General features: G+C 33.0%; 14 protein-coding genes and 2 pseudogenes. 4 read left to right on the forward strand and 12 right to left on the reverse strand.

Annotated features, from left to right (window positions below; genetic code table 11):
* Positions 1-201: 201 nt before the first annotated feature.
* From HCW_RS04075 to HCW_RS04085, 3 genes are all read left to right on the forward strand, one after another.
* Positions 202-1,689: a catalase gene (locus HCW_RS04075; protein ID WP_014660956.1), complete on the forward strand. Its 1,488-nt coding sequence runs from the start codon at positions 202-204 to the stop codon at positions 1,687-1,689.
* 164 nt (positions 1,690-1,853) lie between these two features.
* A complete protein-coding gene (locus HCW_RS04080) occupies positions 1,854-2,729 on the forward strand; it encodes a hypothetical protein (RefSeq protein WP_014660957.1) in 876 nt (291 codons plus the stop codon).
* Positions 2,730-2,805: 76 nt separating this feature from the next.
* A complete protein-coding gene (locus tag HCW_RS04085; RefSeq protein ID WP_014660958.1) occupies positions 2,806-3,033 on the forward strand; it encodes a hypothetical protein in 228 nt (75 codons plus the stop codon).
* 817 nt (positions 3,034-3,850) lie between these two features.
* Here HCW_RS04085 and HCW_RS04090 read toward each other — a convergent pair.
* The 6 genes and pseudogenes from HCW_RS04090 to HCW_RS09995 form a co-directional block, all read right to left on the reverse strand.
* Positions 3,851-4,183: a zinc ribbon domain-containing protein YjdM gene (locus HCW_RS04090; protein ID WP_014660959.1), complete on the reverse strand. Its 333-nt coding sequence runs from the start codon at positions 4,181-4,183 to the stop codon at positions 3,851-3,853.
* A gap of 156 nt (positions 4,184-4,339) precedes the next feature.
* Positions 4,340-4,996: a hypothetical protein gene (locus HCW_RS04095; RefSeq protein WP_014660960.1), complete on the reverse strand. Its 657-nt coding sequence runs from the start codon at positions 4,994-4,996 to the stop codon at positions 4,340-4,342.
* A 15-nt stretch (positions 4,997-5,011) separates the two neighbouring features.
* Positions 5,012-6,085 carry an AAA family ATPase gene (locus HCW_RS04100; RefSeq protein WP_014660961.1) on the reverse strand — a complete coding sequence of 358 codons (1,074 nt, stop codon included), beginning with the start codon at positions 6,083-6,085 and terminating at the stop codon, positions 5,012-5,014.
* 106 nt (positions 6,086-6,191) lie between these two features.
* Positions 6,192-7,450 (reverse strand): annotated as a pseudogene (locus HCW_RS04105) (restriction endonuclease subunit S).
* A complete protein-coding gene (locus HCW_RS04115) occupies positions 7,443-9,065 on the reverse strand; it encodes an N-6 DNA methylase (RefSeq protein WP_014660962.1) in 1,623 nt (540 codons plus the stop codon). Before HCW_RS04115 ends, HCW_RS04105 begins: the two are co-directional and overlap by 8 nt.
* Positions 9,058-12,128: pseudogene (locus tag HCW_RS09995) on the reverse strand (type I restriction endonuclease). Before HCW_RS09995 ends, HCW_RS04115 begins: the two are co-directional and overlap by 8 nt.
* Positions 12,129-12,282: 154 nt before the next feature.
* Between HCW_RS09995 and HCW_RS04130 the strand changes: the two are divergent.
* Entirely contained in the window at positions 12,283-12,798 is a 516-nt protein-coding gene (locus HCW_RS04130; RefSeq protein WP_014660964.1) for a CopD family protein, read from the forward strand.
* Between the two features lie 15 nt (positions 12,799-12,813).
* On the opposite strand, the gene HCW_RS04135 is transcribed toward HCW_RS04130, so the two are convergent.
* The 6 genes from HCW_RS04135 to fliG form a co-directional block, all read right to left on the reverse strand.
* The gene (locus HCW_RS04135) at positions 12,814-14,934 is read right to left on the reverse strand and encodes a hypothetical protein (protein ID WP_014660965.1); all 2,121 of its coding nucleotides are present in this window, start codon (positions 14,932-14,934) and stop codon (positions 12,814-12,816) included.
* 367 nt (positions 14,935-15,301) lie between these two features.
* Positions 15,302-16,042, reverse strand: coding sequence for an HpaA family protein (locus HCW_RS04140; RefSeq protein WP_014660966.1), 741 nt, complete (start codon positions 16,040-16,042; stop codon positions 15,302-15,304).
* Positions 16,043-16,315: 273 nt separating this feature from the next.
* The gene (lepA, locus tag HCW_RS04145) at positions 16,316-18,106 is read right to left on the reverse strand and encodes a translation elongation factor 4 (RefSeq protein WP_014660967.1); all 1,791 of its coding nucleotides are present in this window, start codon (positions 18,104-18,106) and stop codon (positions 16,316-16,318) included.
* Positions 18,107-18,138: 32 nt separating this feature from the next.
* Positions 18,139-19,992 (reverse strand): 1-deoxy-D-xylulose-5-phosphate synthase, encoded by a 1,854-nt coding sequence (gene dxs / locus HCW_RS04150; protein WP_014660968.1) that lies wholly within the window; start codon positions 19,990-19,992, stop codon positions 18,139-18,141.
* A 2-nt stretch (positions 19,993-19,994) separates the two neighbouring features.
* Positions 19,995-20,768 (reverse strand): flagellar assembly protein FliH, encoded by a 774-nt coding sequence (fliH, locus tag HCW_RS04155; RefSeq protein WP_014660969.1) that lies wholly within the window; start codon positions 20,766-20,768, stop codon positions 19,995-19,997.
* Entirely contained in the window at positions 20,761-21,792 is a 1,032-nt protein-coding gene (fliG, locus tag HCW_RS04160; RefSeq protein ID WP_014660970.1) for a flagellar motor switch protein FliG, read from the reverse strand. Before fliG ends, fliH begins: the two co-directional genes overlap by 8 nt.
* Position 21,793 lies beyond the last annotated feature (1 nt).

The following is a 21,793-nucleotide window of genomic DNA, read 5'->3' on the forward strand; positions in this document are numbered from 1 at the left end:
AAAATTAAATTAATTGTTTTAGTTTTTATTAATTAAACTTATTGTTACGAATAGAAATATTTAAGGGCATTTTTTATCGCAAAGGGAGTGATTTTGCAAAAGAGCTTGTCGTTGTTTATGCTTAAGAAACTATAATTTCAAGTAAGTAAGTTGGCCGGCAACAATTTACGAAAATGAATTTTAGATTTAAAAGGATAGAAAATGACTCACAAAGATTTCAAACAAACTAGCCCTTTTGGTGCTCCAATTGGCGATGATAACAATGTATTTACGGCTGGTCCTAGAGGTCCTGTTCTTTTACAAAGCACTTGGTTTTTAGAAAAATTAGCGGCTTTTGATAGAGAGAGAATCCCAGAAAGAGTGGTGCATGCCAAAGGAAGTGGCGCTTATGGCACATTCACAGTAACTAAAGATATTACCAAATACACTAAAGCAAAGATTTTTTCTAAAGTAGGCAAGAAAACTGAATGCTTTTTTAGATTTTCTACCGTAGCTGGTGAGAGAGGAAGTGCGGATGCTGTAAGAGACCCTAGAGGTTTTGCAATGAAGTATTATACTGAAGAGGGTAACTGGGATTTAGTAGGAAATAACACGCCAATCTTTTTTATCCGTGATGCAATTAAATTCCCTGATTTTATCCACACTCAAAAGAGAGACCCTCAAACTAACTTGCCTAATGGCACTATGGTATGGGATTTTTGGAGCAATGTGCCTGAGAGCTTACACCAAGTAACATGGCTTATGGGTGATAGAGGTATTCCTAAGACTTTCCGTCATATGGATGGTTTTGGTAGCCATACTTTTAGCCTAATTAATGCGAAAAATGAGCGCTTTTGGGTGAAGTTCCACTTTAAAACCATGCAAGGCATTAAATGCCTAACTAGCGAAGAGGCAGCTAAAATCAGAATGCATGATATGGATTCGCACCAACGAGATTTATTTGAGGCGATTGAGAGAAAAGAGTTTCCTAAATGGCGCATGAGCATTCAAGTAATGCCAGAAGCAGATGCCAAAAAATATCGTTTCCACCCATTTGATGTTACTAAGACTTGGAGTCAAAAGGATTATCCATTAATGGAAGTGGGCATTGTAGAGTTAAACAAAAATCCAGAAAACTACTTCGCTGAAGTAGAGCAAGCAGCGTTTAACCCCGCTAATATTGTTCCCGGAATTGGTTATAGTCCAGATAGAATGCTACAAGGACGCTTATTTTCTTATGGAGATACCCAACGCTATCGCTTAGGAATCAACCATTCTCAATTACCGGTTAATAAGCCTCGCTGTCCATTCCACTCTACCACTAGAGATGGCTTTATGCAAAATGGTCATTATGGCTCTTTGAAAAACTATACTCCTAGCTCACTACCGGGTTATAAGGAAGATAAGAATGCTAGAGAGCCTAAGCTCAACTTAAGCTATCTTGAAAAAGAGTATGAAGTATGGAATTGGGATTATAGAGCTGAAGATAGCGACTATTATACCCAAGCAGGTGATTTATATCGCTTGATGAAAGCTGATGAAAAAGAAAGATTGTATAACAATATTGCGGGTTCTATGATGGGTGTTCCTAAAGAAATTATTGAAAAACAAATGGAGCATTTCAAAAAAGCTGACCCAGCTTATGCAGAAGGCGTTAAAAAAGCCCTTGAAAAGCATGCAAAAATGATGAAAGACATGAAAAAAATGTAAGCCATTCTTTAAAATACCTTTTTGAGCGAAGACTTAAAAAGGTATTGATACCTTAGAATTTGGATTTTTGAAACTTGCTAGTTTTTGTTATTTTTAAGGCTTGTGAGAGTCTTTTAGCACTAAACGAATTATATAAATAAGATTAAATTATAAAAGAGATAGTTATGAAACGAAGAGATTTTATTAAAACGACTGCCTTAAGTGCTACGGGTGTTGTTCTTGGGGCGCAACTTTTGCAGGCTAAAACAAAGGCAAATAGTAGCACAAAATATCAGCTAGAGGCGCATTATAGCATTGATTTTAACTCTGCTGAAAAGACCTCACTATTTATCCCTATGCCAAGCGTTATAGCAAGTAATGTGAAGTTAGAGGGGAACTATAGTGCTTATAAGAGTAAATTAGTTGAGGGCTTGCCATATTTGCAAGTAGATTTTGAAAAAAGCACTGCTAAAAAGCAAGCTAAACTCAGCTATGAAGTTTCTCATATGCAATTAAGCGAGCGTTTGTTTGAGCAAGAAGAGTTTGCAAAACTTGGGCGCTATGAAAGAGAAGATTTAAGTGTGCAAAATATTGCTAAGCAACTTAAGGGAATGAATGCCAAAGAAAGCGTGCGCAATATTTATGCGTTTGTTAAGCATGAGATGCCAAAAAGACAAAAGACCTTAGAGGGAAAACAAAATTTATCTAAAAGAGAGAGCTTGCCTTGGTTTGCAGAGATTTCACAAGAGAGTATGTTTGTATCCTTATGCCATGCTTGTGGGATTAGTGGTGCTGAAGTGCAAGGTTTAAAATTGGGTAAAAATAAGGTTGCAAAAAGCTCTTCTATGGTGGAAGTGTATCTTAAAGATTCATTTTTAGCTTTTGATTTCAAAGATAATCATAATGAGGTTTTTATCCCATTAAATCGCCATAAAGATGTGCAATTAGACTCTGCATTATTACCTACTTTTGGTGAGGCGTTTGCGCTTGTAGATGGTAGGAATCTAAACAACTATGAGCCTAGCTTATTTGAAAAGAGAATGCAATATAACACCATTTAATGTTTTTAGATTAAGATTACTTGTAGGCAACATGCCCTTTTTAAGGGTGTGTTAGAATATTCAAAAGGAATATTTAATGCAAGATTTTTTAAAGAAAATAAGCAAGGAATACAAAACTAAGCTCTTTTTGATTTATTGGCTTAGGTGGATGCTAAGTGCAGTGGTGATGTTACCTTTTATGCAAGTATTTGATTATTTTAATTTTCCATTATGGCTTAATCTTTTCTTAGGGCAAACTATTGGAGCGCTTATTTTTTTTAAACTTGATAAGCTGATTTTTTCTAAAAAAGAAAATTCAAAATAGTTTGATTGAGATAGATTTTCTTTCAATTTTTTAAGTAGGCAGTTTTTAATCAAACTGAGAAAGCGTCTATTTGATTAAAAATTATTTTTTACTTTATTCTAAAAAGTTTTGAGTTGTTTTTAGCCTCTTAATAACTCTGTTAAACATTATAGTATTGATATTTTGATACTTTGGTCTTGCAGTATTAATGGTGCAAGCTGTAAAAAATAAGTGTTTTTAAAACAAACTAGAGAAAACTTATTTTTTCAACAAAAAGCTTTAGCTCTACTCTTTATTAAGCAAGGATAATTTCTTTTAATCGTATAAAGCTCATTATTAAATAAAATTCTTCATAAAAAAGCTAGAGAGTGATGACCTTATAATAACTCTTTTTGTGTTTTAATATGTTTTTGTTACATAAGAAATTATTGGATTAGTTTTTGGCATTTGGCATATGAATATTAGGGGATTTTAATAGGGGTGTATAGAATTTACTATAAAAACTTGTTTTTAGTTCAAATAAAATTTAAGAGTCTATTAAAAACATAGCGTTGTTTTTAATGGGGCTAACTACTAAGGAATAAGGTTTTATGCAAAAACAAAAAGAGAAAGTTTTTTTAAATCAAAAACTTAATTATCCTTACAATAAAAAAGGTTTAAACATTGATATTTTGTAAAATAGAATTGAATTTTAATGAGAAAACTAGGGTAAGGGGTTAAAAATAAGTTTAGTGTGTAGAGTAAAGTATAAAATGAGGTTTTAACTAGGGTTTGTTCTATGGCCCGTGCGAATAAAATAACTAGCCTTATAAAGACTAGGTTGCTTAAAGGCTTTAAATCAAGCCTTTTTTAGAAATTCTGATTTTAGTGCTAGGCTTTGTCCCTCAACCTTGCAATCTACATTGTGGTCGCTATCTACAAGCTTGATATTTTTAATTTTTGTGCCTTTTTTCAATACAAGCGATGAGCCCTTAACTTTCAAATCCTTAATAAGAATCACCGAATCGCCATTTTGCAAGATATTGTTGTTGCTATCTTTGACAATAAAATCTTCATCATTAGAAGTATCGCTTTCGCTCCATTCATGCGCACAGCTAGGGCAAACTAATTGCGTGCCGTCATGGTAGGTGTATTCATCTTTGCACTTAGGGCATGGGGGGAAATCTTGCATGATTTTTTCCTTAAATAATTTTTGATTATTGTAATGTGTTAGGGCTTAAAATGAAATTTAAAAAACTCCATTAAGGAGTTAAAAATAATTTCTGTTAAAAAATATTTTTTTCAATAGCTCTTTAGGGCTTGTTAGATAAAAATCTTTGTTCAATGATTATTCCTCTTGATTTGGCAAAGTTTCATCTTTTAAAAATTCAATGAGTTTTTCAAGCTCAGTATTTTTTGAAGTAAAGTTAAAAATATTTTCAAAATTTTTATCATAAATAATGTTATTAGACTTATTTTTGAGTTTTTTGCAATCAAAAATCTCACAATAAACATAAAGCCATTTCTTTTTAAAATCTTTTTCTGTATTTTCATATATGGATTGATTGTTTTTGGCTACCTCAAAATAAAAATCACGAAATAATTTTTGAAAATCTGCATGAACCGCTATACTTTGCAAAAATGTTTCTATTTCATCTTCAAAACAAAAGATTATGTCTTCAATACTCTTATTTTTATTTTGTAGTTGTCGGTCTAATTTTTGTTTTGCATTCTCGTTTAAAATGTTTATATATCTTTTGATAATACCCTCTTTACAATTATCTGTCCCTTTCTTATCGGCATCAACGATAAAATAAACTTCTCTACCCTCATTAGTCTCGCGCTCTATTATTTCAATGGTATTTTTTTGTTCTAATTTTGCAATTTCAAATACATTGATATTATTAATATCTATTTTTAAATAATAATGCAAAATACTTTTTATAATAATAACATCACTATTACCTTCTACAAAGTAGGTTTTTTTAGTAATTTCTGTATTCATAGCTTTGTTTGTTTCTTAAGAATTTCTTAGTTCTATATTGTTTTCAAGCATTATTTTTGACAACCCATAATCATATCTATTAGCTCTAATCTGATTGTCCCTATTAAATAATTTAAAAATACTCACTTCATTTTGTAGGGTTTCTAGTGCGGATTCTAAAAATTCTTGATTGTGTGTAGTGACAAAAATCTGCACCTGATATTTTTGACTTAACTCCATAATAGCCTTAAGGAATACTTGCATATTTTTATGGTGTAAGCCATTTTCTATTTCATCAACAAAGATGTATTTAATTTTGTTATTAATGATAATACATGCTAATGTCATGAACTTAATGAAACCTAATCCAAACATATTTACACGATATTTTTTCTTATCTTTAAGCTTTAAAAATACAACTCCACCGATTTCTTCTATTCCCATGATATTGTTATCAAATTTTTTAAGACATTCAATCACTTCTTCTTTTTTGTCTCTTAAAAGCGGTCTTAAAAAATCTAACACATTAATGTTTAAACTAGCAGGGATAAATGTGGAACGATTAGGATATATTTGATTGAGTTTAAGGTCAGGCTGAATGATATTTTGTAGATTTGGCAACAAGACATTTTCAATTTTATTTTCTTGTATGGATAGATTAAAGGGAAGTATTTTTTCAAAAGGTTCAAAAAATTCTTTCTTGCTTTGAAAGGCAAATTTTAAATGTATTTGTTTTTCAAAGTTGGGCATAAACTCATTGTTTAAATTTAGGGCATTGAAATTATCAAGGACTAAGTTTGTGCTATCGTTATAAGTGATTTTTAAGTTGATTGTATCATTATCAAATTCTGTATTTAAATGTAACGGTTGTGTTGTATCAAGGTGGCTGAAAAAATCTTGAATGCTTGTGCTATCTATCCTTGTAAGGCGTATATTTGCTAGTTGGATAAGATTATGTATAGGGTTACCAAAGCTATTAATGCAAATTGCCTCCAAAACACTTGTTTTACCGACATTATTTTCGCCAGAAAAGAGATTAAAACTTGTAAAACCTTTGATAGTGAGGTCTTTGAGTGCTTTGTAGTTCTTTATTTCTATGCTTTTTATCATTTTGATATTTCCTAATTAGTGTGAGTTGTAATTCTTTTAGGATTGTAGTATATTTTTTGTTTGGTTTGTGTTAATGATATAGTTAAGAAAAGATAATATTAGGTAATTATCTTGTCTTAACTTGTTGTTTTAAAAGCAAGGGGAGTAAAAAGTCTCTAAGTATGGTTAGGGTTTTTGTTGCTTGCATGTTAGACACAAGTAAATTGATGATATTTTCGCATATTTTTGAATATTGTTTGACTATTTTATGGTTGAAAGGAATTTGAATTTTTAAAGTATCAATAGGGCTTAAATTTTTTTGAGATGAGCCTATGGCATTTCTTTGTAGTAGGGTTGAAAATTGGGAGCTTTTTATCAAAGAGTAATAAAAAGGGTTTAACTCTTTTTCTTTTGGTAAAACCACGCCGACACGCTGATTTAAAATGCAATTTTTTGAATACACTAAGGCACAGCGTCCTACATGCCCTGTTAGTGTGATTAAAATATTAGTTGGCTCTAATAGGCAATATTTAGGGAGCTTTTTGGGTAAAAATGCAAGGTTGGTTGTAACGCTTAAATCAATCAATGAGTGTTGGACATTTTTATTTGTGATTAGAATATAATCATTCTTATTATCGCTATATGTGTTTGATTGAAAAGAATAACCACTGAAAATATCTACTAATTCCCCTAGCGTTTTAACTTCAAAGTGTTCGGGGATAAGGCGGTTTAATTCTTTAGAAAATTTCATTTTTCCGCCGTTAGTTTGGTAAGGCTTGTTATTTTCATCTAAAAAATCAAAACGCACGAAGTATTGCTCATAAAGAAGTTCTAAGATTTTATGTAAAAGCGTGTTGATTTTATGGTTGTTCTCTATTTTTTGGTCTAAGATAGAAAGCGTGTGGGCTATTTTTTGTTGTGTTTCTAGTGGATAGAGTTTAATTTTTACATTAAGAAAATCTAAGGGCGTGATAGAAGGATAACTAGAAGTTCCACATTCTGCAATGCGTTGTAAGTAATGAATAATTTCATCTTGTGTAATATAATAATATAAAAATTAGGGTCTAATTTTTCTAAATCTATAATATCTATTACTATAAAAGCGGTAGAAACTAAAAAATTTTTTGGAATTTCTTTTATAATTCCAAAGTGGCGTTGATTGGGTCTTACGCTAGAATAGATAATACTATTAATAGAACATTTGCATTTAGCTCTTGATGGTAACTTTTCTTTTGCTAAATCAATCTCTAAAAAAGCGTTTATTTTGTTATTAGTAATGTTATCAGTGTCTAAATAATAAACTTTTTTGTAATTATCTTTTTTAGTGTAGTTGTTTTGATTGATGGCGATTATTAAGTTATTTTTTAAATCTAAAAGTTTAATCATAATTAAGATTTCCTAAAGTCTCTAAAATCTCTTGTTGTAAGTTATGGCTTTCATCAAAAAGGCTTGTTAGTTCGCTTGAATATTCTTGCATTAAATCTTCAAATTCTGCTTGGCTTAAAGGCTCAGTAGAATCTTCTATAGTGAAATACTGCCCGGGGTTTAGAGAATAATTTTTTTCTATAATTTCATCAAAAGAGACTAAAGCGCAAAAATCAGCTTTTGGGGTTTTATGATTAAAAGTTTCTAAAATCAAGTTTATATCATTTTCTCTTAGACGAGTTTTCTTATTCTTATTTTCAGTATATTCTTCGCCTAGTTTGGAAGCGTCCATTAAGATGACCTTATCCTTGATAGGGGCTTTTGAAAAAAGGATAATGCTTACATTAGTGCCAGTGTTTGCAAAGACTTGAGCTGGCATACAAATCACACCATAAACTAGTTGATTATTGACTAAATGCTTGATAATCTTATTTTCTACCCCACTTTTAGCGCTGATAAACCCGGTTGGCACTACAATAGCCCCCTTACCCTTTTCATTGAGCATGTTCAAGCAATGCTGGAAAAAGAGCGTATAAATGGGCATTTTGCTTTTATCTTTGTTAGGGATTTTGGGAACACCTAAGAAAAAATCTTGTGTATTAGTAGAAATCTCTTTATGTTCGTTAGAAAAATCTAGTTTGAAAGGGGGGTTACTCACAATGTAATCAAACTTTTCTTTGGAATGATAGGGGTTAGTTAAAGTGTTGCCCTCAATGGCGTTTTTTAAAGAGTGGGTTAAATCGTTTAAAATAAGGTTGAGTTTAAGCATTTTTAAGGATTTTTGCGAAATATCTTGGGCATAAAGGGTGCAAGAATCAGTGCCTATTTGGTGGGCTAACGCCATTAAAAGCGTGCCTGTGCCAGCACTTGGGTCATAAATCTTTTTATTTTGTGTGGGGCAGGGGATTAAAAGCTTTGCCATAATGCTTGCAATGCTTAAGGGGGTGTAGTATTCGGCGTATTTACCCCCGCCGGCGTTATTGTAATCTTTGAGTAAGTATTCAAAAATAGGGGCGAAAAAATCATAGCCTTGTTTTTCTTGCAGGTTTAAAAAAGCCTCTTTAAAATTAAAACCTTTGAGTTTGTCTAATAAAGCTCTTATAAAATTAGCTCTTTTAGTCTCTTCATTAATGTATTGTGAAATGCTTTCAAATAAAGCGATAGTCGTTCTATCGGTGCTTATGGTGTTAAAAAGCTTTGCGTTGGTGCTAGAGATACTACTAAAAATATTATCTAATTGAATGTGTAAGTCATTATCATTAAAATGTTCTTCATAAAGATTGTTTAAAAGCTCGTTATAAGAGAGTTGTGGGAGCTTTTTATCTCTTAGGGTTAAGAAAAAATCTTCTTTTTCTTCAGCATTAAAATCTTTATAATCTTTGATTTCTTTATTGGGATATTCTTGTTTGAAAAGGAATTCAAATTTATCGCATAAGAATTTGTATAAAAAACATTGTGTGATAATCTTGTATTCGTTGCCATCATTCCCTAAACCAAAGCTCGCACAAGTTACTTTCAAATCATCAATAAGCTTGAAAGTGTGGGTTTTAATCTGTTGTAATTTGTCATTAGGCATTTAAATTTCCTTGATAATTTTGTGTGAGTTCGTTAAAAAGAGTTTGAATGATGAAGTCTTTTTTTTCTTGTAGTTCATTGAAATTGGGGTTTTGTTTGAAAGCGTCTCTTAATTCTACTTTTATGGCATCTTTTAGGGTGCTTTCTTCATTTAGGATTTCTTGTCGTCTAGAAATGCGTTTATCAAGAGCTGTTTTTAGAGTGTTTAAAAGCGTGAAAATATCTATTTGATTAGAAATATTTTGTTCCATAAGGCGTTTATGCACGATTACATATGATTTATTCTTGTATTTATTAAATAAGTTAGCGTTTTTCTGCTTGGTCTTTTCTAGTTGCTTGTCTAAAGTGGTGCAACGCCTAGAAACTTCATTAAAATTATCGCTATTTAGGCGTGTTTTAAATAATTCTATAAACTGATTACAGATTTTTTGAATTTCTTTATCTTCTTTATCGGTAATCTTTTCTAAACTCTCTTTAAGTTTCTTGTATTTTGCTGTGATTTCTTCTCTTTCTTTAAAATGCAACTCTTTGCTATCTTTAAACTCTATTTTGAAGTCTAAAAGAGTGATTAAGTCTTCTAAAGCGATTAAATCGTTTGGGCTTTTAGGTTTATTGATGTTGGTTAAAGCATAAAGTTGTTTAGCCTTTGAGCTTAACATAGAAGAAATTTTATTGAGTTTTTGACTATCAATTTTATCTTTTAATTGAAGGATTTTTTCATCATTAGAAGTGCGTATTAGGTTGTAGCTAGTTTTAAGCGTGTTAATAGCATGTGAAATTTCTTGCAATTCTTTAATATCACTAACATTATTAATGGCGCTAGTCATGTCTTCTATATCATTAAGGGGGTAGTCAAAAAGGGCGTTATAAGCATCTTTAATGTCTTGTTTTAAAATCTCAAGACTCACAAAAATTTCTTTAATATTAGAATTATCTTGATTAAAGTCTTTTAATTCTTGCAAGTAATCATTCGTTGTTTTTTCAAAATTTTCTTCAATGCCTGCAAAATCTATAATGTAGCCAAAGGGCATATCTTTATAAGGGCGATTCACTCTTGCTAGGGCTTGTAATAGATTATGAGCGTCTAATTTTCTATGGATATATAGGCGTTTAAGACTTGGCAAATCAAAGCCAGTTAAAAGCATGTTAAACACAAAAACCATATCTATATCTTTATATTTAAAGGCATCAATTTTTTCTTTGACTTCTATTTCGTAATATAAAATAAGGCTAGATTTTAGCTTGTTTAGAATTTGTAGGTTAGGGTTTTCTTGTAAGACTTTTTGTTGGATTTCATCAAAAAGAATATCAGCTAATTTGGCTTGTTCGCTTGAACAACAAACAACCATTGCCTTTAAATTTTCATCATTGTGTAATTGTCTAAAAGTTAGAAAGTCTTTGATGAGATAAGATAGCAATTCTTCAACATATTGTTTGTTTTTGAAAATATCTTCTTTTTTAATCTCTTTGTTATCAATAATTATGCTTTCATCTAGGGCGTGATAGACTTGTTGTAATTTTTCTTTATAGCTGGTTTCAATGCTTTCTAGCATAAGTTTTAGCGTGTGTTTATCATTGATAGATTGCGAATAAGAGTAAGTATGCAAGTAGTTGCCAAAAGTGTTTTTAGTGGCTCTATCTTGCGTGTTTTGTTCTAATAGGGGTGTTCCTGTGAGAGCGATTTTAATGGCTTGTTTGTCGCATTCTATCAAATTAGCATAAAAGCATCCTTTGGGGTTATAGCTTCTATGGGCTTCATCTATAATGAATACTCGTTGTAAGTTGTGGTCATCTTGGATAAAAACTTGTAATTCTTGTTTGGTAGTGTCTTCAGAAGTGCCTTCAAATCGTTGGATATTCACAACAATGATTTCATTATTCCCTTGAGTGCCACTAAAAATATTAGGGCTTTGTAATTCTTTGCTTAACTCTTTTTTATTGCTTGGGGTATGCACTTCAAGCCCTCTTTTTTTTAAACTCGCTTGTGGCTTGTTCTAATAAATCTAATCTATCTACAATAAAATAAAATTTGGTCTTTTTATTTAGGGAGATAAAAAAGTCTTTGATAATTTTAGTTAAATGATAAGTTAAAGCCGTTTTTCCACTTCCTTGTGTGTGCCAAATAACGCCTTTTAGGGGGATTTTATTATTTGAACTAGCTTGATAATGCTTTTTTAATTCTTCTAAAACATTCAAGCTTGCAAACATTTGTGCATAACGCCAAATGTGTTTTTGAAAATGCGATTTTTCTTGTAAAAAACTAATGCCATATTTTAAGATAAAGCATGATCTATCAATAGAACAAAACGAAGTTAAAAAAGAGTTTGTGGGGGTGCTTTTATCTTGTGTGCAATGAGTATCTGTGCTAGGGAGTTTAAATTCTTTTAAGATACTTTTTTGAATGTTTTCAAGCGATTTTGAATCTTGGGTTTTTCTGGGGGGGGGGGGTAGTATTACTTGCTAAAGATTCTTCTTCAAAAAAGCGTTGAAAAATAGGCGAATAAGAAGTGCTATAAAATACGCCTTGATTAAAATTGTTATTGCTATAAGCTAAATTATCGCTAAATATCCAAATTTGTGTGAGATTATAAAACATTCTATTAGTAGAATTTGAATAGCGTTTAATGTGGCGTTCTTTTTCATCTTGAATATTTTTTTGTGCTAAAGGCTGTTTGACTTCTATGCACACTAAAGGTAAGCCATTGATAAAAAGGGTTATATCAGGTCTTAAAGATTTATAACTTAGTTCAGTCATCATCTCATAAATATTATTTGTAGGGTTATCAAAATCTATGATTTTATACTCGCTTGTTAACAAGTATTCATAAAAACTCTTGCCTAAATCATCGTTATTTAAATACTTTTTGATGTCCTTAAGCACTTCTTTAGTGCTTTTAGTAGGGTTAGGGTTTAATTGATTAAAGGCTTTTTCAAAACTATCTGTTAATATGTTTGTGCTTTCATCTAGTATGTAACTATCATTTTTAGAAATAAAATGATAACCAAGCGTAGCTAAATGCATTAAAGCTGGAACTTGAACCCTTGTTGTTTCATTGCATAGCATTTCTTAGTAGTGCTCCCTTTTTAATTGTGGTTATTATAGTATAAATTTTCTTATGTGATTTGTTTCTGAAAATAGGTCTAGTGATGTTAGAAACGATAGAATGCAAAAAAGATTATCATAACAAAGAATAATAAAAGGTTTTTGGAGATAACTTATGCGTGAGATTATTGGTGCTTATTATTTATGGGTGTTGAGTTTTCATATTATAGGTTTTGTGCTATGGTCTGCAATGTTACTTATCTTACCACGATTGTTTTCTATCCATAAAGAAAGTTTGAACAATCAAGAATTGTGTGTTATTTTAGAGAAATTAGAGCTATTTATTTATCGTTATATAGGGAGTTTGGGGGTTATTTTGGTTTTTATTATGGGGGGATTGCTTTTATACCTTAATCCTAGTTTGTTAAACGAGCGATTTTTCCAAGCAAAGCTTGTAGCAGTAGGTCTATTGACTTACTATAGCCACACTCTAGGTTATTATAGAAAAAGAATTTATAAAGTTAATGCACGATTCTTTAAAGCATATCATTTGGTAGCTTTAGCTTTAATTGGCTTGATTGTCTCTTATATCTTGCTCAAAAATGTTTCTGTAATTTTTAGTGTTGGTGTGCTAGGTCTTATGGGGCTATTGATAGCTGGCATTTATTATAAAAATAAGCCCCACAAGTAGGGGCTTATTGAGTTTTTACTTTCGCTTTTCTTGTGGTTCTTTTTGTAGCTCTTTTTGCAACCACTCTAAAAGTTTGTAAAAATTTTCTTTAGTCTCTTTTTCTATTAAATGAGGATTTAAAAGCACATCATTTTTTAAAGCGCTTGTATAGGCGATGTGTCCGGAATTGCGTTTGTTTTCCAAGTCAAATCTCTGATAATCAGACTTGCTGAAAACGCCCTCAATGTCTTTTGAAAGTTTTTCATTGTTGAACTTGATAGACTTGCAATCTGTAAGTTTCAAAAGTTTGAGCTTATTTTCTAATTTTTCATTAATTTCTTCGCATAGCTGACCCTTGTCATCACCATCTACTAATAGTGTTGTATTGGGTTCTTCTTTGTCTAGGATTTTTAACTTTTTTTCCATCTCTTCTTTCCATATTTTCTTTTGCTCTTCATTACTAAGATTGCCCTTTCCTAGCCCATTAATGGGTAAAAACACCATGCTTAGAGACTTCTCTTTTTCTTTTTCATAGAGCAATTTAAACGCACTTAGATAATTGTAATCACTAATGCCTTCTACAAACACACATTTTGAGCCGATTAAATGGCGTTTTTCTACACCCAAAGCCTTTTTGATATGTTTTAAGGAGTCGCTATCATTTGGACTGACAGATGAAAAATAATTGATACTCACATTACGCAAATTTTCATCTAAGCTTAAAATCCTTAATTCATCTAAATGGTCTGCATCCACCAAAAAGGGGTCATGCGTGCTGATAACAAAGGTAACCCCCTTTTCTTGCCCCAACTTTTTTAAAAAATTGCGATACTCTATGCGTGTAGGCACAGAGAGATTAGAGCCAGTCTCATCCATTAAAACAATAGAATTGGGTGCTATTTTAGGGCTACACAAAAGATTAAAAAACAAATCAAAATACCACCTAAACCCCTCGCTTTGGTGGTCTAATTCTAAAACTTCCTCTCCACCTTTCTTGTTTCGCTTAAATAGTGAGAGTGAGACTTTTTGGCTATCTAGCTTAAAATCAAATTCATAATACAAATCTTCATTTTTATTTTGAAAATACATTTGGTTGAAATGCTTAGAAATTTCTTCATTAATAAGCTTTTCATACTTTCTCCCCGCTTGATTTAAATAAGCTTCTGATTTATCCTTAGCTTTAATATAAGCGTTCTTTATTTCTTCAAAAGCATTTTTATTGACAGCATTAAACAAGAGATTAAAAAACTTGCTTTTGGTCAAATCATCTGGCGTTGTCATCAAATCTTTGGAGCTAAAACTTGTTGTAGGTTTGTAATAAATGACTTGAGCAAGTTTAGAATGCAAGAAATACTCAATTTTATTCAAAGGATAATCTTCTAAAATATTCTCTATACTCTCATAATCCACATGCGAACTTAAGATAGGCTCTTTTAAATTGATTGTAGGGAAAGTTGGGGGATTTATTCTATTCCAATTACTACGATTGATTTGGTCGGTATATTCGTTTGCAAGTTGCTTGAATTGTTCTAAATTCTCTTGCATGCCTTTTAGTGTTGTGCCTTCATCACAAATAGTTTCTATTAAAGGTTGCAAGCTATCTGCATTATTCAAATATCTTCTAAGCTCTTTTTGAATTTTTTCTAACTCTTGCTTTAATCTTGTCTTGAAAGTAGTCAAATCTTTTTTAAATTGTTCTTTTATGTCATTAGATTTCTCATTATCTTGATAACGCAAAATTTCATTAAAGAGCTTTAATAAACTATCTGCATTGCTAGTGCGATTGAGTTTGTTTTTAAAGTCTTCTTGAATGCTTGTTTCTGGGTCTAAATTATTAAGCACTTTAAAACAAACGCTTTTAAGTTGTTCAGTTTCTGGAGCTAAAGAATACGAAATTTTATCATGTTCAATCTCTATACTTGCTTTATTTTCACTCTTTTCATCTTTCCCAATTTTTTCTTCTATACACAACCCTAAATGTGTGATTGTATCTTCAAAGCCTAAATAATTAGGGGTGCAATTTTCTTTAAACTCATCTAAATGCTCACTAAAACACCCTAGGGCTTTCAACAAATTGCTCTTACCGGTATTATTCTCACCTATAATAAGAACCAAACCACCTAATTTATCACTGCTAAATGAATTGTTAAGATACAACCTTTCGCATTTTTCTTGTCCGTCCTTAACGCCAATATTCCTAAAATTCTTAATCTCTAAAAAGCGTGTGGTTACTTCTTTGGGCGTTACACTTTCATGGTTACTTGCGGGGGGGGGGGGTAACTTGGCTGTTTTTTGTTGTGTTGCTCATATTCCTATCCTTTTTTAAAATTAAAATAGCTATTATAGTATTACAAAGTTAAATAATATTAAATTTAAGCTTTGTTTATAAAACAATATGGATTAAGCAAAATATTTTATATTTTAAAAACTTTATGGAATTTTTATCATCAATATTTTGCTTTAATGAGAGATTTTATCAGTTATTTTCAATCATAAAAAGGATAATTCCCCCACTAATTAAATCTTAATAGTGGGTTTTAGAGCGGATAGAGACGCTATTTTTTTCATAGGTTTCTAAGGGCTGTTTTTGGATTTTATTATCTAATTGTTGCATAAGCTCGCTAAAAGCACTATTCATCAAGGCATGGGTTTTGTCATTTAGGTTGCTCTTACCTTTCATAAAAGAGCTCATCCAACTTAGCGTGCCATTAAAAGCTTGGTGTTTATAGGCATAAGACTCTTTGTCTAAATTATCAGCTTTAATTTCAAATGCTTGTAAAGTGGTGTTGCTTAATGGCTCTAAGAAAGTGCCTTCAATACTACCCACTAGAGACATTTTGCCCTCTTCAGTCCTTAAGCCTAATGAGCCAATGAAACTTAATCTCGCACCGCCACTATCTTCATATGAAATATTTTTAGCAATATCTAGCTCGCCATTGAGTATTAATTCAAAAGCGCTTTTTTGCTTTTGTTCATAGCTAATACTCTCTTGTTTGCTGACTTCTATAACGCTATAGCCTTGATTTTCTAATAAACGCTTGATGTTTTCTTTTAGCTTGGCATTAAATTCTTGGCTCTCTTTACCATCGCCTTTAAAACGCACCTTGTTTAATAAAATCACCGATTTGTGTAGTTGTGGCTCTGTTTTAGTGGGGCTTTTATAGGCGAAGTTTATGGGGGTATTGTGGCTTACTTCTATTTTAGGAGCGCATGCTATAAAAATAACACTTAAAAAAAGAGACTCTATGAAAATAAACTTTTTCATCAACATTCCTTAGATTTTAAAGCATTTGTTCGTATTCTAGTATAAGAGCACTAATTAAAATCTAACAAACGATAACTTTAATCTAAGGGGGAATAGCTTATTTAAAAAATAGGGGATTGATTAACACGCTTTTTAAACTTTGAGATAGGGGAAATGCGTGTTAAATATTTATGAAAACGATTTAATAAGCTTGCTCATATTTATTCCTTCATTCTTCACTATCTTAAGCTATGAGCATTGATAGAATTATTAACTAGAATTTTAAACCATTGTTTAATCAATCTTTAATATTGCTAAAAACGCCTCTTGGGGGAGCTCTACCTTACCAATAGCTTTCATGCGTTTCTTACCTTCTTTTTGCTTTTCTAAGAGCTTTCTTTTTCGTGTAATATCGCCTCCATAGCACTTAGCTGTTACATTCTTACCGACGGATTTTACAGTCTCTCTTGCGATGACTTTATTACCTACACTGGCTTGAATGGCGACTTCAAAAAGCTGGCGTGGGATGAGCTCTTTCATCGCCTCTACTAAAGCACGCCCTTTTTCATACGCCTTGTTTTTATCTACTATAATAGAAAGTGCGTCCACAATATCGCCCGCCACTCTCACATCAAGCTTGACTAAATTACCTTCTCTATTTTCTATAGGCTCATAATCAAAGCTCGCATATCCTTTAGTGCAAGATTTGAGCTTGTCATAAAAATCCATAACAATTTCATTGCTAGGCAACGAATAAGTGAGCATGACACGAGATTGGTTTAAATATTCCATTTTTTCTTGAATGCCACGCTTATTATTTAATAAATGCATTAAATTACCTAAAAACTCGCTAGGGGTAATAATAGTCGCTCGAACATAAGGCTCTTTGATACAAGCGATATTGTTTTCAGGGGGTAATTCGCTAGGGTTTTGGACATATTTCACATCGCCGTCGGTTAAATGCACTTCATACACCACAGTGGGAGCGGTGGCTATTAAGTTAAGGCTAAATTCTCTCTCTAATCTCTCTTTAATCACTTCCATATGGAGTAAACCTAAAAACCCTACCCTAAAGCCAAAGCCTAGTGCAACGGAGCTTTCAGGCTCAAAATTCAAAGCGCAATCATTGAGCTGGAGTTTGAGTAACGCTTCTCTTAAATCTTCAAATCTATCGGTTTCTATAGGATAAAGCCCTGCAAAGACAAAGGGTTTAGCTGGCATAAAACCTTCAATAGGCTCAGTAGTGGGGGTTTTAGCGTCTGTTAAAGTATCACCCACAGCAATATCCGTAACACTCTTTAGCCCTAAACTTACAATGCCAATTTCCCCACACTCTAAACTTTGAGTAGGAATTTTTTTCAAAGGATTTGGGTAGTAGAGCCCTAAAACGCCGTGTTTTTTACCCGTTCCCATTACTAAAATTTCTTGCTCGGTGCTGATATTGCCATCTATTACACGCACCAAAGCTAATGCCCCTAAATAATTATCAAACCATGAATCATAAATGAGCGCTTTTAAAGGGGCATTAGGATTGCCACTAGGAGCTGGAATGGTAGTGATAATTTTTTCTAATAAGTCCTTAATGCCAAGCTTAGTTTTAGCGCTCACTTCATTAGCATTAGCACAATCAATCCCAATCGTATCTTCAATATCCTGTTTGACTTCTAAAACATTTGCATTAGGTAAATCAATCTTATTAATCACGGGTAAAATTTCTAAATCATTATCTAAAGCGATATAGACATTTGCAATCGTTTGTGCTTCTACGCCTTGAGTAGCGTCCACGACTAATAGCACCCCTTCGCATGAACACAAAGAGCGAGACACTTCATAGCTAAAATCCACATGCCCTGGAGTGTCAATGAGATTTAGCACATAATCTTCTCCATTAAGCGTGTAATTCAAACGCACACTTTGGGCTTTTATGGTAATGCCCCTTTCTTTTTCAATATCCATAGTGTCCATGACTTGACTAGTCATTTCTCTGTTGCTAATAGCGTTGCATTCACTAATTAAGCAATCCGCTAAGGTGCTTTTGCCATGGTCAATATGAGCGATAATAGAAAAATTGCGGATATTTTTCATGGGGGTTTGTGGCGGGATTTGCGAGATTTGTTTCATTCTATGTGTCCTAAATCTTTTAAAATAGCGTTAGTTAAACTCTCTGTGTCTAAGCCTAAGGATTTTTCTACTAAGGCGGTGTTTCCATGCATGATGAATTCATCAGTGATTTCAAAGCTTTTGATAGGTTTTAAAATGTTTTGTTCACTCAAAAATTCTAAAATCGCACTAGCCACTCCCCCAAGCTTGTAATTATCGCTAAAAATATAAAGCTTTTTATAGGGGGCAATCATTGAACTTAGATTTTTATCTAAGGGCTTAAGAAACCTTAAATCTAACAGAGCGCATTCTATGTTTTTCTCTTTTAAAGCAAGCTGGACTAAATGCGCCCTTCCTACGCCATTACCATAGCCTATGAGTAGAATTTCGCCTTCTTTTTTTAATAATTCACTTTGCCCCAAAACAAATTCACTAGGCTTAAAAACATTGTCTTTCAACACAAATGCCCCCCTTGGATAGCGGAACGCACAAGGACTTGTTTGGTAATCGCTCGCAAAAACAACGGCGTTTTTTAAAGTCTCATTATCTCGTGGGGCAAAAATGACCATATTAGGAATGGAGCGCAAATACGCTACATCTAAAAGCCCTTGGTGGGTCTCGCCATCTTCACCCACAATGCCCGCTCTGTCAATGGCGAGTTTAATAGGTAGGCTAGAAATGCACGCATCATGGACAATTTGGTCATAGGCTCGTTGTAAAAAAGTGGAATAGATAGTTACAAAGGGCTTAAAACCTTCTTTAGCCATAGCACTACTAGAAGTTAGGGCATGTTGTTCAGCAATGGCTACATCAAAAAAGCGTGAAGGATAAGCTTGAATGAGTTTGTCTAAGCCTGTGCCACTAGGCATTGCAGCGGTTACGCCTACAATTTTTTCATCTTTTTTGGCTAATTCTAAAAGGGTGTTAGAATACACTTCAGTGGGCGATAAAATGGCACTCTTAGACTTCTTAGACAAACCGGTATCTAAATCAAAAGGCCCTACGCCATGCCATTTTTCATATTTTCCCTCAGCCTTTTCATAGCCCTTACCCTTTAAGGTTTGCGCATGGATTAACACAGGCTCTTTAAGCTCTTTGGCTAATTTTAAGGTTTCAACAATAGCGTTTAAATCATGCCCATTAATAGGTCCTATATAATTGATACCTAATTCTTCAAAAAACACGCCCGGCGTTATAAGTTTAAAAGATTCTTCAAAGCGACTCGCCAAGTAATTCACACTCTCAGGTAAGGTGTTTAAGATTTTTTTGACTTTAGAGCGAAAGGATTGATAAAAAGGGCCTTTCATCAACTGGCTAAGGGCTTTTGATAAGGCTCCAATAGGCGTGCTGATACTCATTTCATTATCATTGAGAATGATTATCATAGGATATTTTCTATCGCCTAGCTCATTTAGTGCCTCATAAAAAAGCCCCGCACTGATACTTCCATCACCAAGTAAGGCTATAGGAATACCACTTTCTTGCTTTAAATGAAAGGCTTTAGCCACTCCCACGCCTACAGAAACAGATGTAGAGCTATGCCCCGCAATAAAGTAATCGCACTCGCTCTCACTGGGTCTAGTAAAACCACTCAAACCTTCAAATTGTCTCAAAGTGCTAAATTCTTCAAAGCGATTGGTTAAAAGCTTGTGAGCGTAAGCTTGATGAGAAGTGTCAAAAATAAAGGGGTTTTTTTGACAATCAAACATCGCATGCATGCCAACAATTAGTTCTACTGCTCCTAAAGATGAGCTTAAATGCCCTCCATTTGCACTCACCACTTCTAAAATACGCTTTCGTAATGTTGCGCACACTTCTTGCAAATTTTCAATATTGCTAGGGTCTAAGTCAAAAGTTTGCTTATTTTGCAAAATCACACCTTAAAATTATCCAAAACACTTTCTTTGAGCGTCTTGTAGCGATTCATTAAGTTTCCATCAACGCTCCCATTAGAGCTATCAATCACAACGCCCCCCTTAGCAATAGCGTCATTACTCTCTAGCTTGATTTTGGAGGCATTTTGCAAATGTTCGTTTAAATAGGGGTAATCTAAAGGATTAACTTTTAAATGAATGTTAGTCGCATCAATGACATTCTTTAATAATTCTTCGGCTAGAGCTAGGGCTACTTTTTGGCTATTATCTTCTACTTCTTTAACAATCACTTCTTTAGCAATATCTATAGCAATCGCACTTAGTTCTTTTTCTAAAGCGCTTAAATGCTCTTCAGAGCTTTTCATTTTTTCATGTAAGGAAGTGATAGCATGCAAGAGTTGGTTTTTTTCTTCATTAATGCTGTTGATAAGCTCATTGCGTGCTTTTTCTTCGCCTTCTTTAAAGCCGATTTTATAGCCATCATTCTTAGCGCTTTCTATCAAGGCTTTGCTCTCTTCTTGAGCCTTTTCAAATTGCATTTGTAGATTAACTACATGGCTAGAGAGCTCATCAGTTTTTTTCAATAAGCATTCTATCAAGTCATTTTCTATTGCCTTTTGCTCAACTTTTTCTTTTTTAATAGGCGAATCTTGCACAAAGTTGGGTTGTTGTGGGGTATTTGAATGAAAATTTGCCATATTTTTAAATTCATATTTTTGAATATCATGTTTGTCTAGGCGGTCTTTATGAATTAAATTTTCTTGACTATTCAATTACATCTCCATCTTCACCGGTTTGGATTAATCCTTTTTCTTGCAAGTTCTGCACAATTTCTATAATCTTTCTTTGGGCTACATCTACATCTTTGATTTTGACTGCCCCTAAGTATTGCATTTCTTCTACAAATTGTTCTGCGGCTCTGCTACTCATATTAGCCAAGAATTTATCACGCAATTCTTGAGTAGAGGTTTTAAGCGCTAAAGAAAGGTCTTTCTTATCCGCTACTTTTAGGATTTCACGGATTGCAAAATTATCTAGTTTCACAATGTCTTCAAAAGTAAACATCATTTCTTTAATATCACTAGCAAGCTTATTATCTACATTTTCAATACGAGCCAAAGTGGTTTTGGCACTCTTTTGCCCTAGGCGGTTAAAGATTTCAGCCACCGCTCTTAAGCCACCCACTTCAATCTTATAGCTAGTGAGTGATTCTAGTTTGTTTTCTAGCACGGTAGAAACACGCTTGACTACTTGAGGCGAAATATCGCCTAAACTTGCCATTCTAATAGAAACTTCAGCTTTCATCTCATCAGGAAAGTAGCTCAAAGTTTCAGCTGCATTAGAGGCCTCCATGTGCGCTAAGATTAAAGCAATGGTTTGAGGGTGTTCATTAACGATAAAGTCTGCTAATTGTTGGGGTTTGATTTTGCTTAAATAAGAGAAGTTTTTTTGACTTTGCAAACTTCTAGCAAGCTTATCCATAACCTTTCGTGCTTCTTCATTGCCTAAGGTTCTAGTTAAAAGCTCTCTAGCGTATTCTAAACCACCGGTATTGATGTATTGATTAGATTGAAAAATAGCAAAAAACTCTTCTAAGACTGCCGCACCAATTTGTTTGTCAGTGCCATTTAATTGCACGATTTGCTTAGAAATTTCTGTGATTGAATCAATATCTAAATGTCTTAAAATCTCGCCTGTTGTGTCTTCGCCCACTTGAATGAGTAAGATAGCGATTTTTTCACTCATAGAAAGTTCGTCTAATTGAGCCTTTTGTTTAGGTGTGAGTTTAACTGCCATT

This window comes from Helicobacter cetorum MIT 00-7128, assembly GCF_000259255.1.
GTDB classification, from domain to species: Bacteria; Campylobacterota; Campylobacteria; order Campylobacterales; family Helicobacteraceae; genus Helicobacter; species Helicobacter cetorum_B.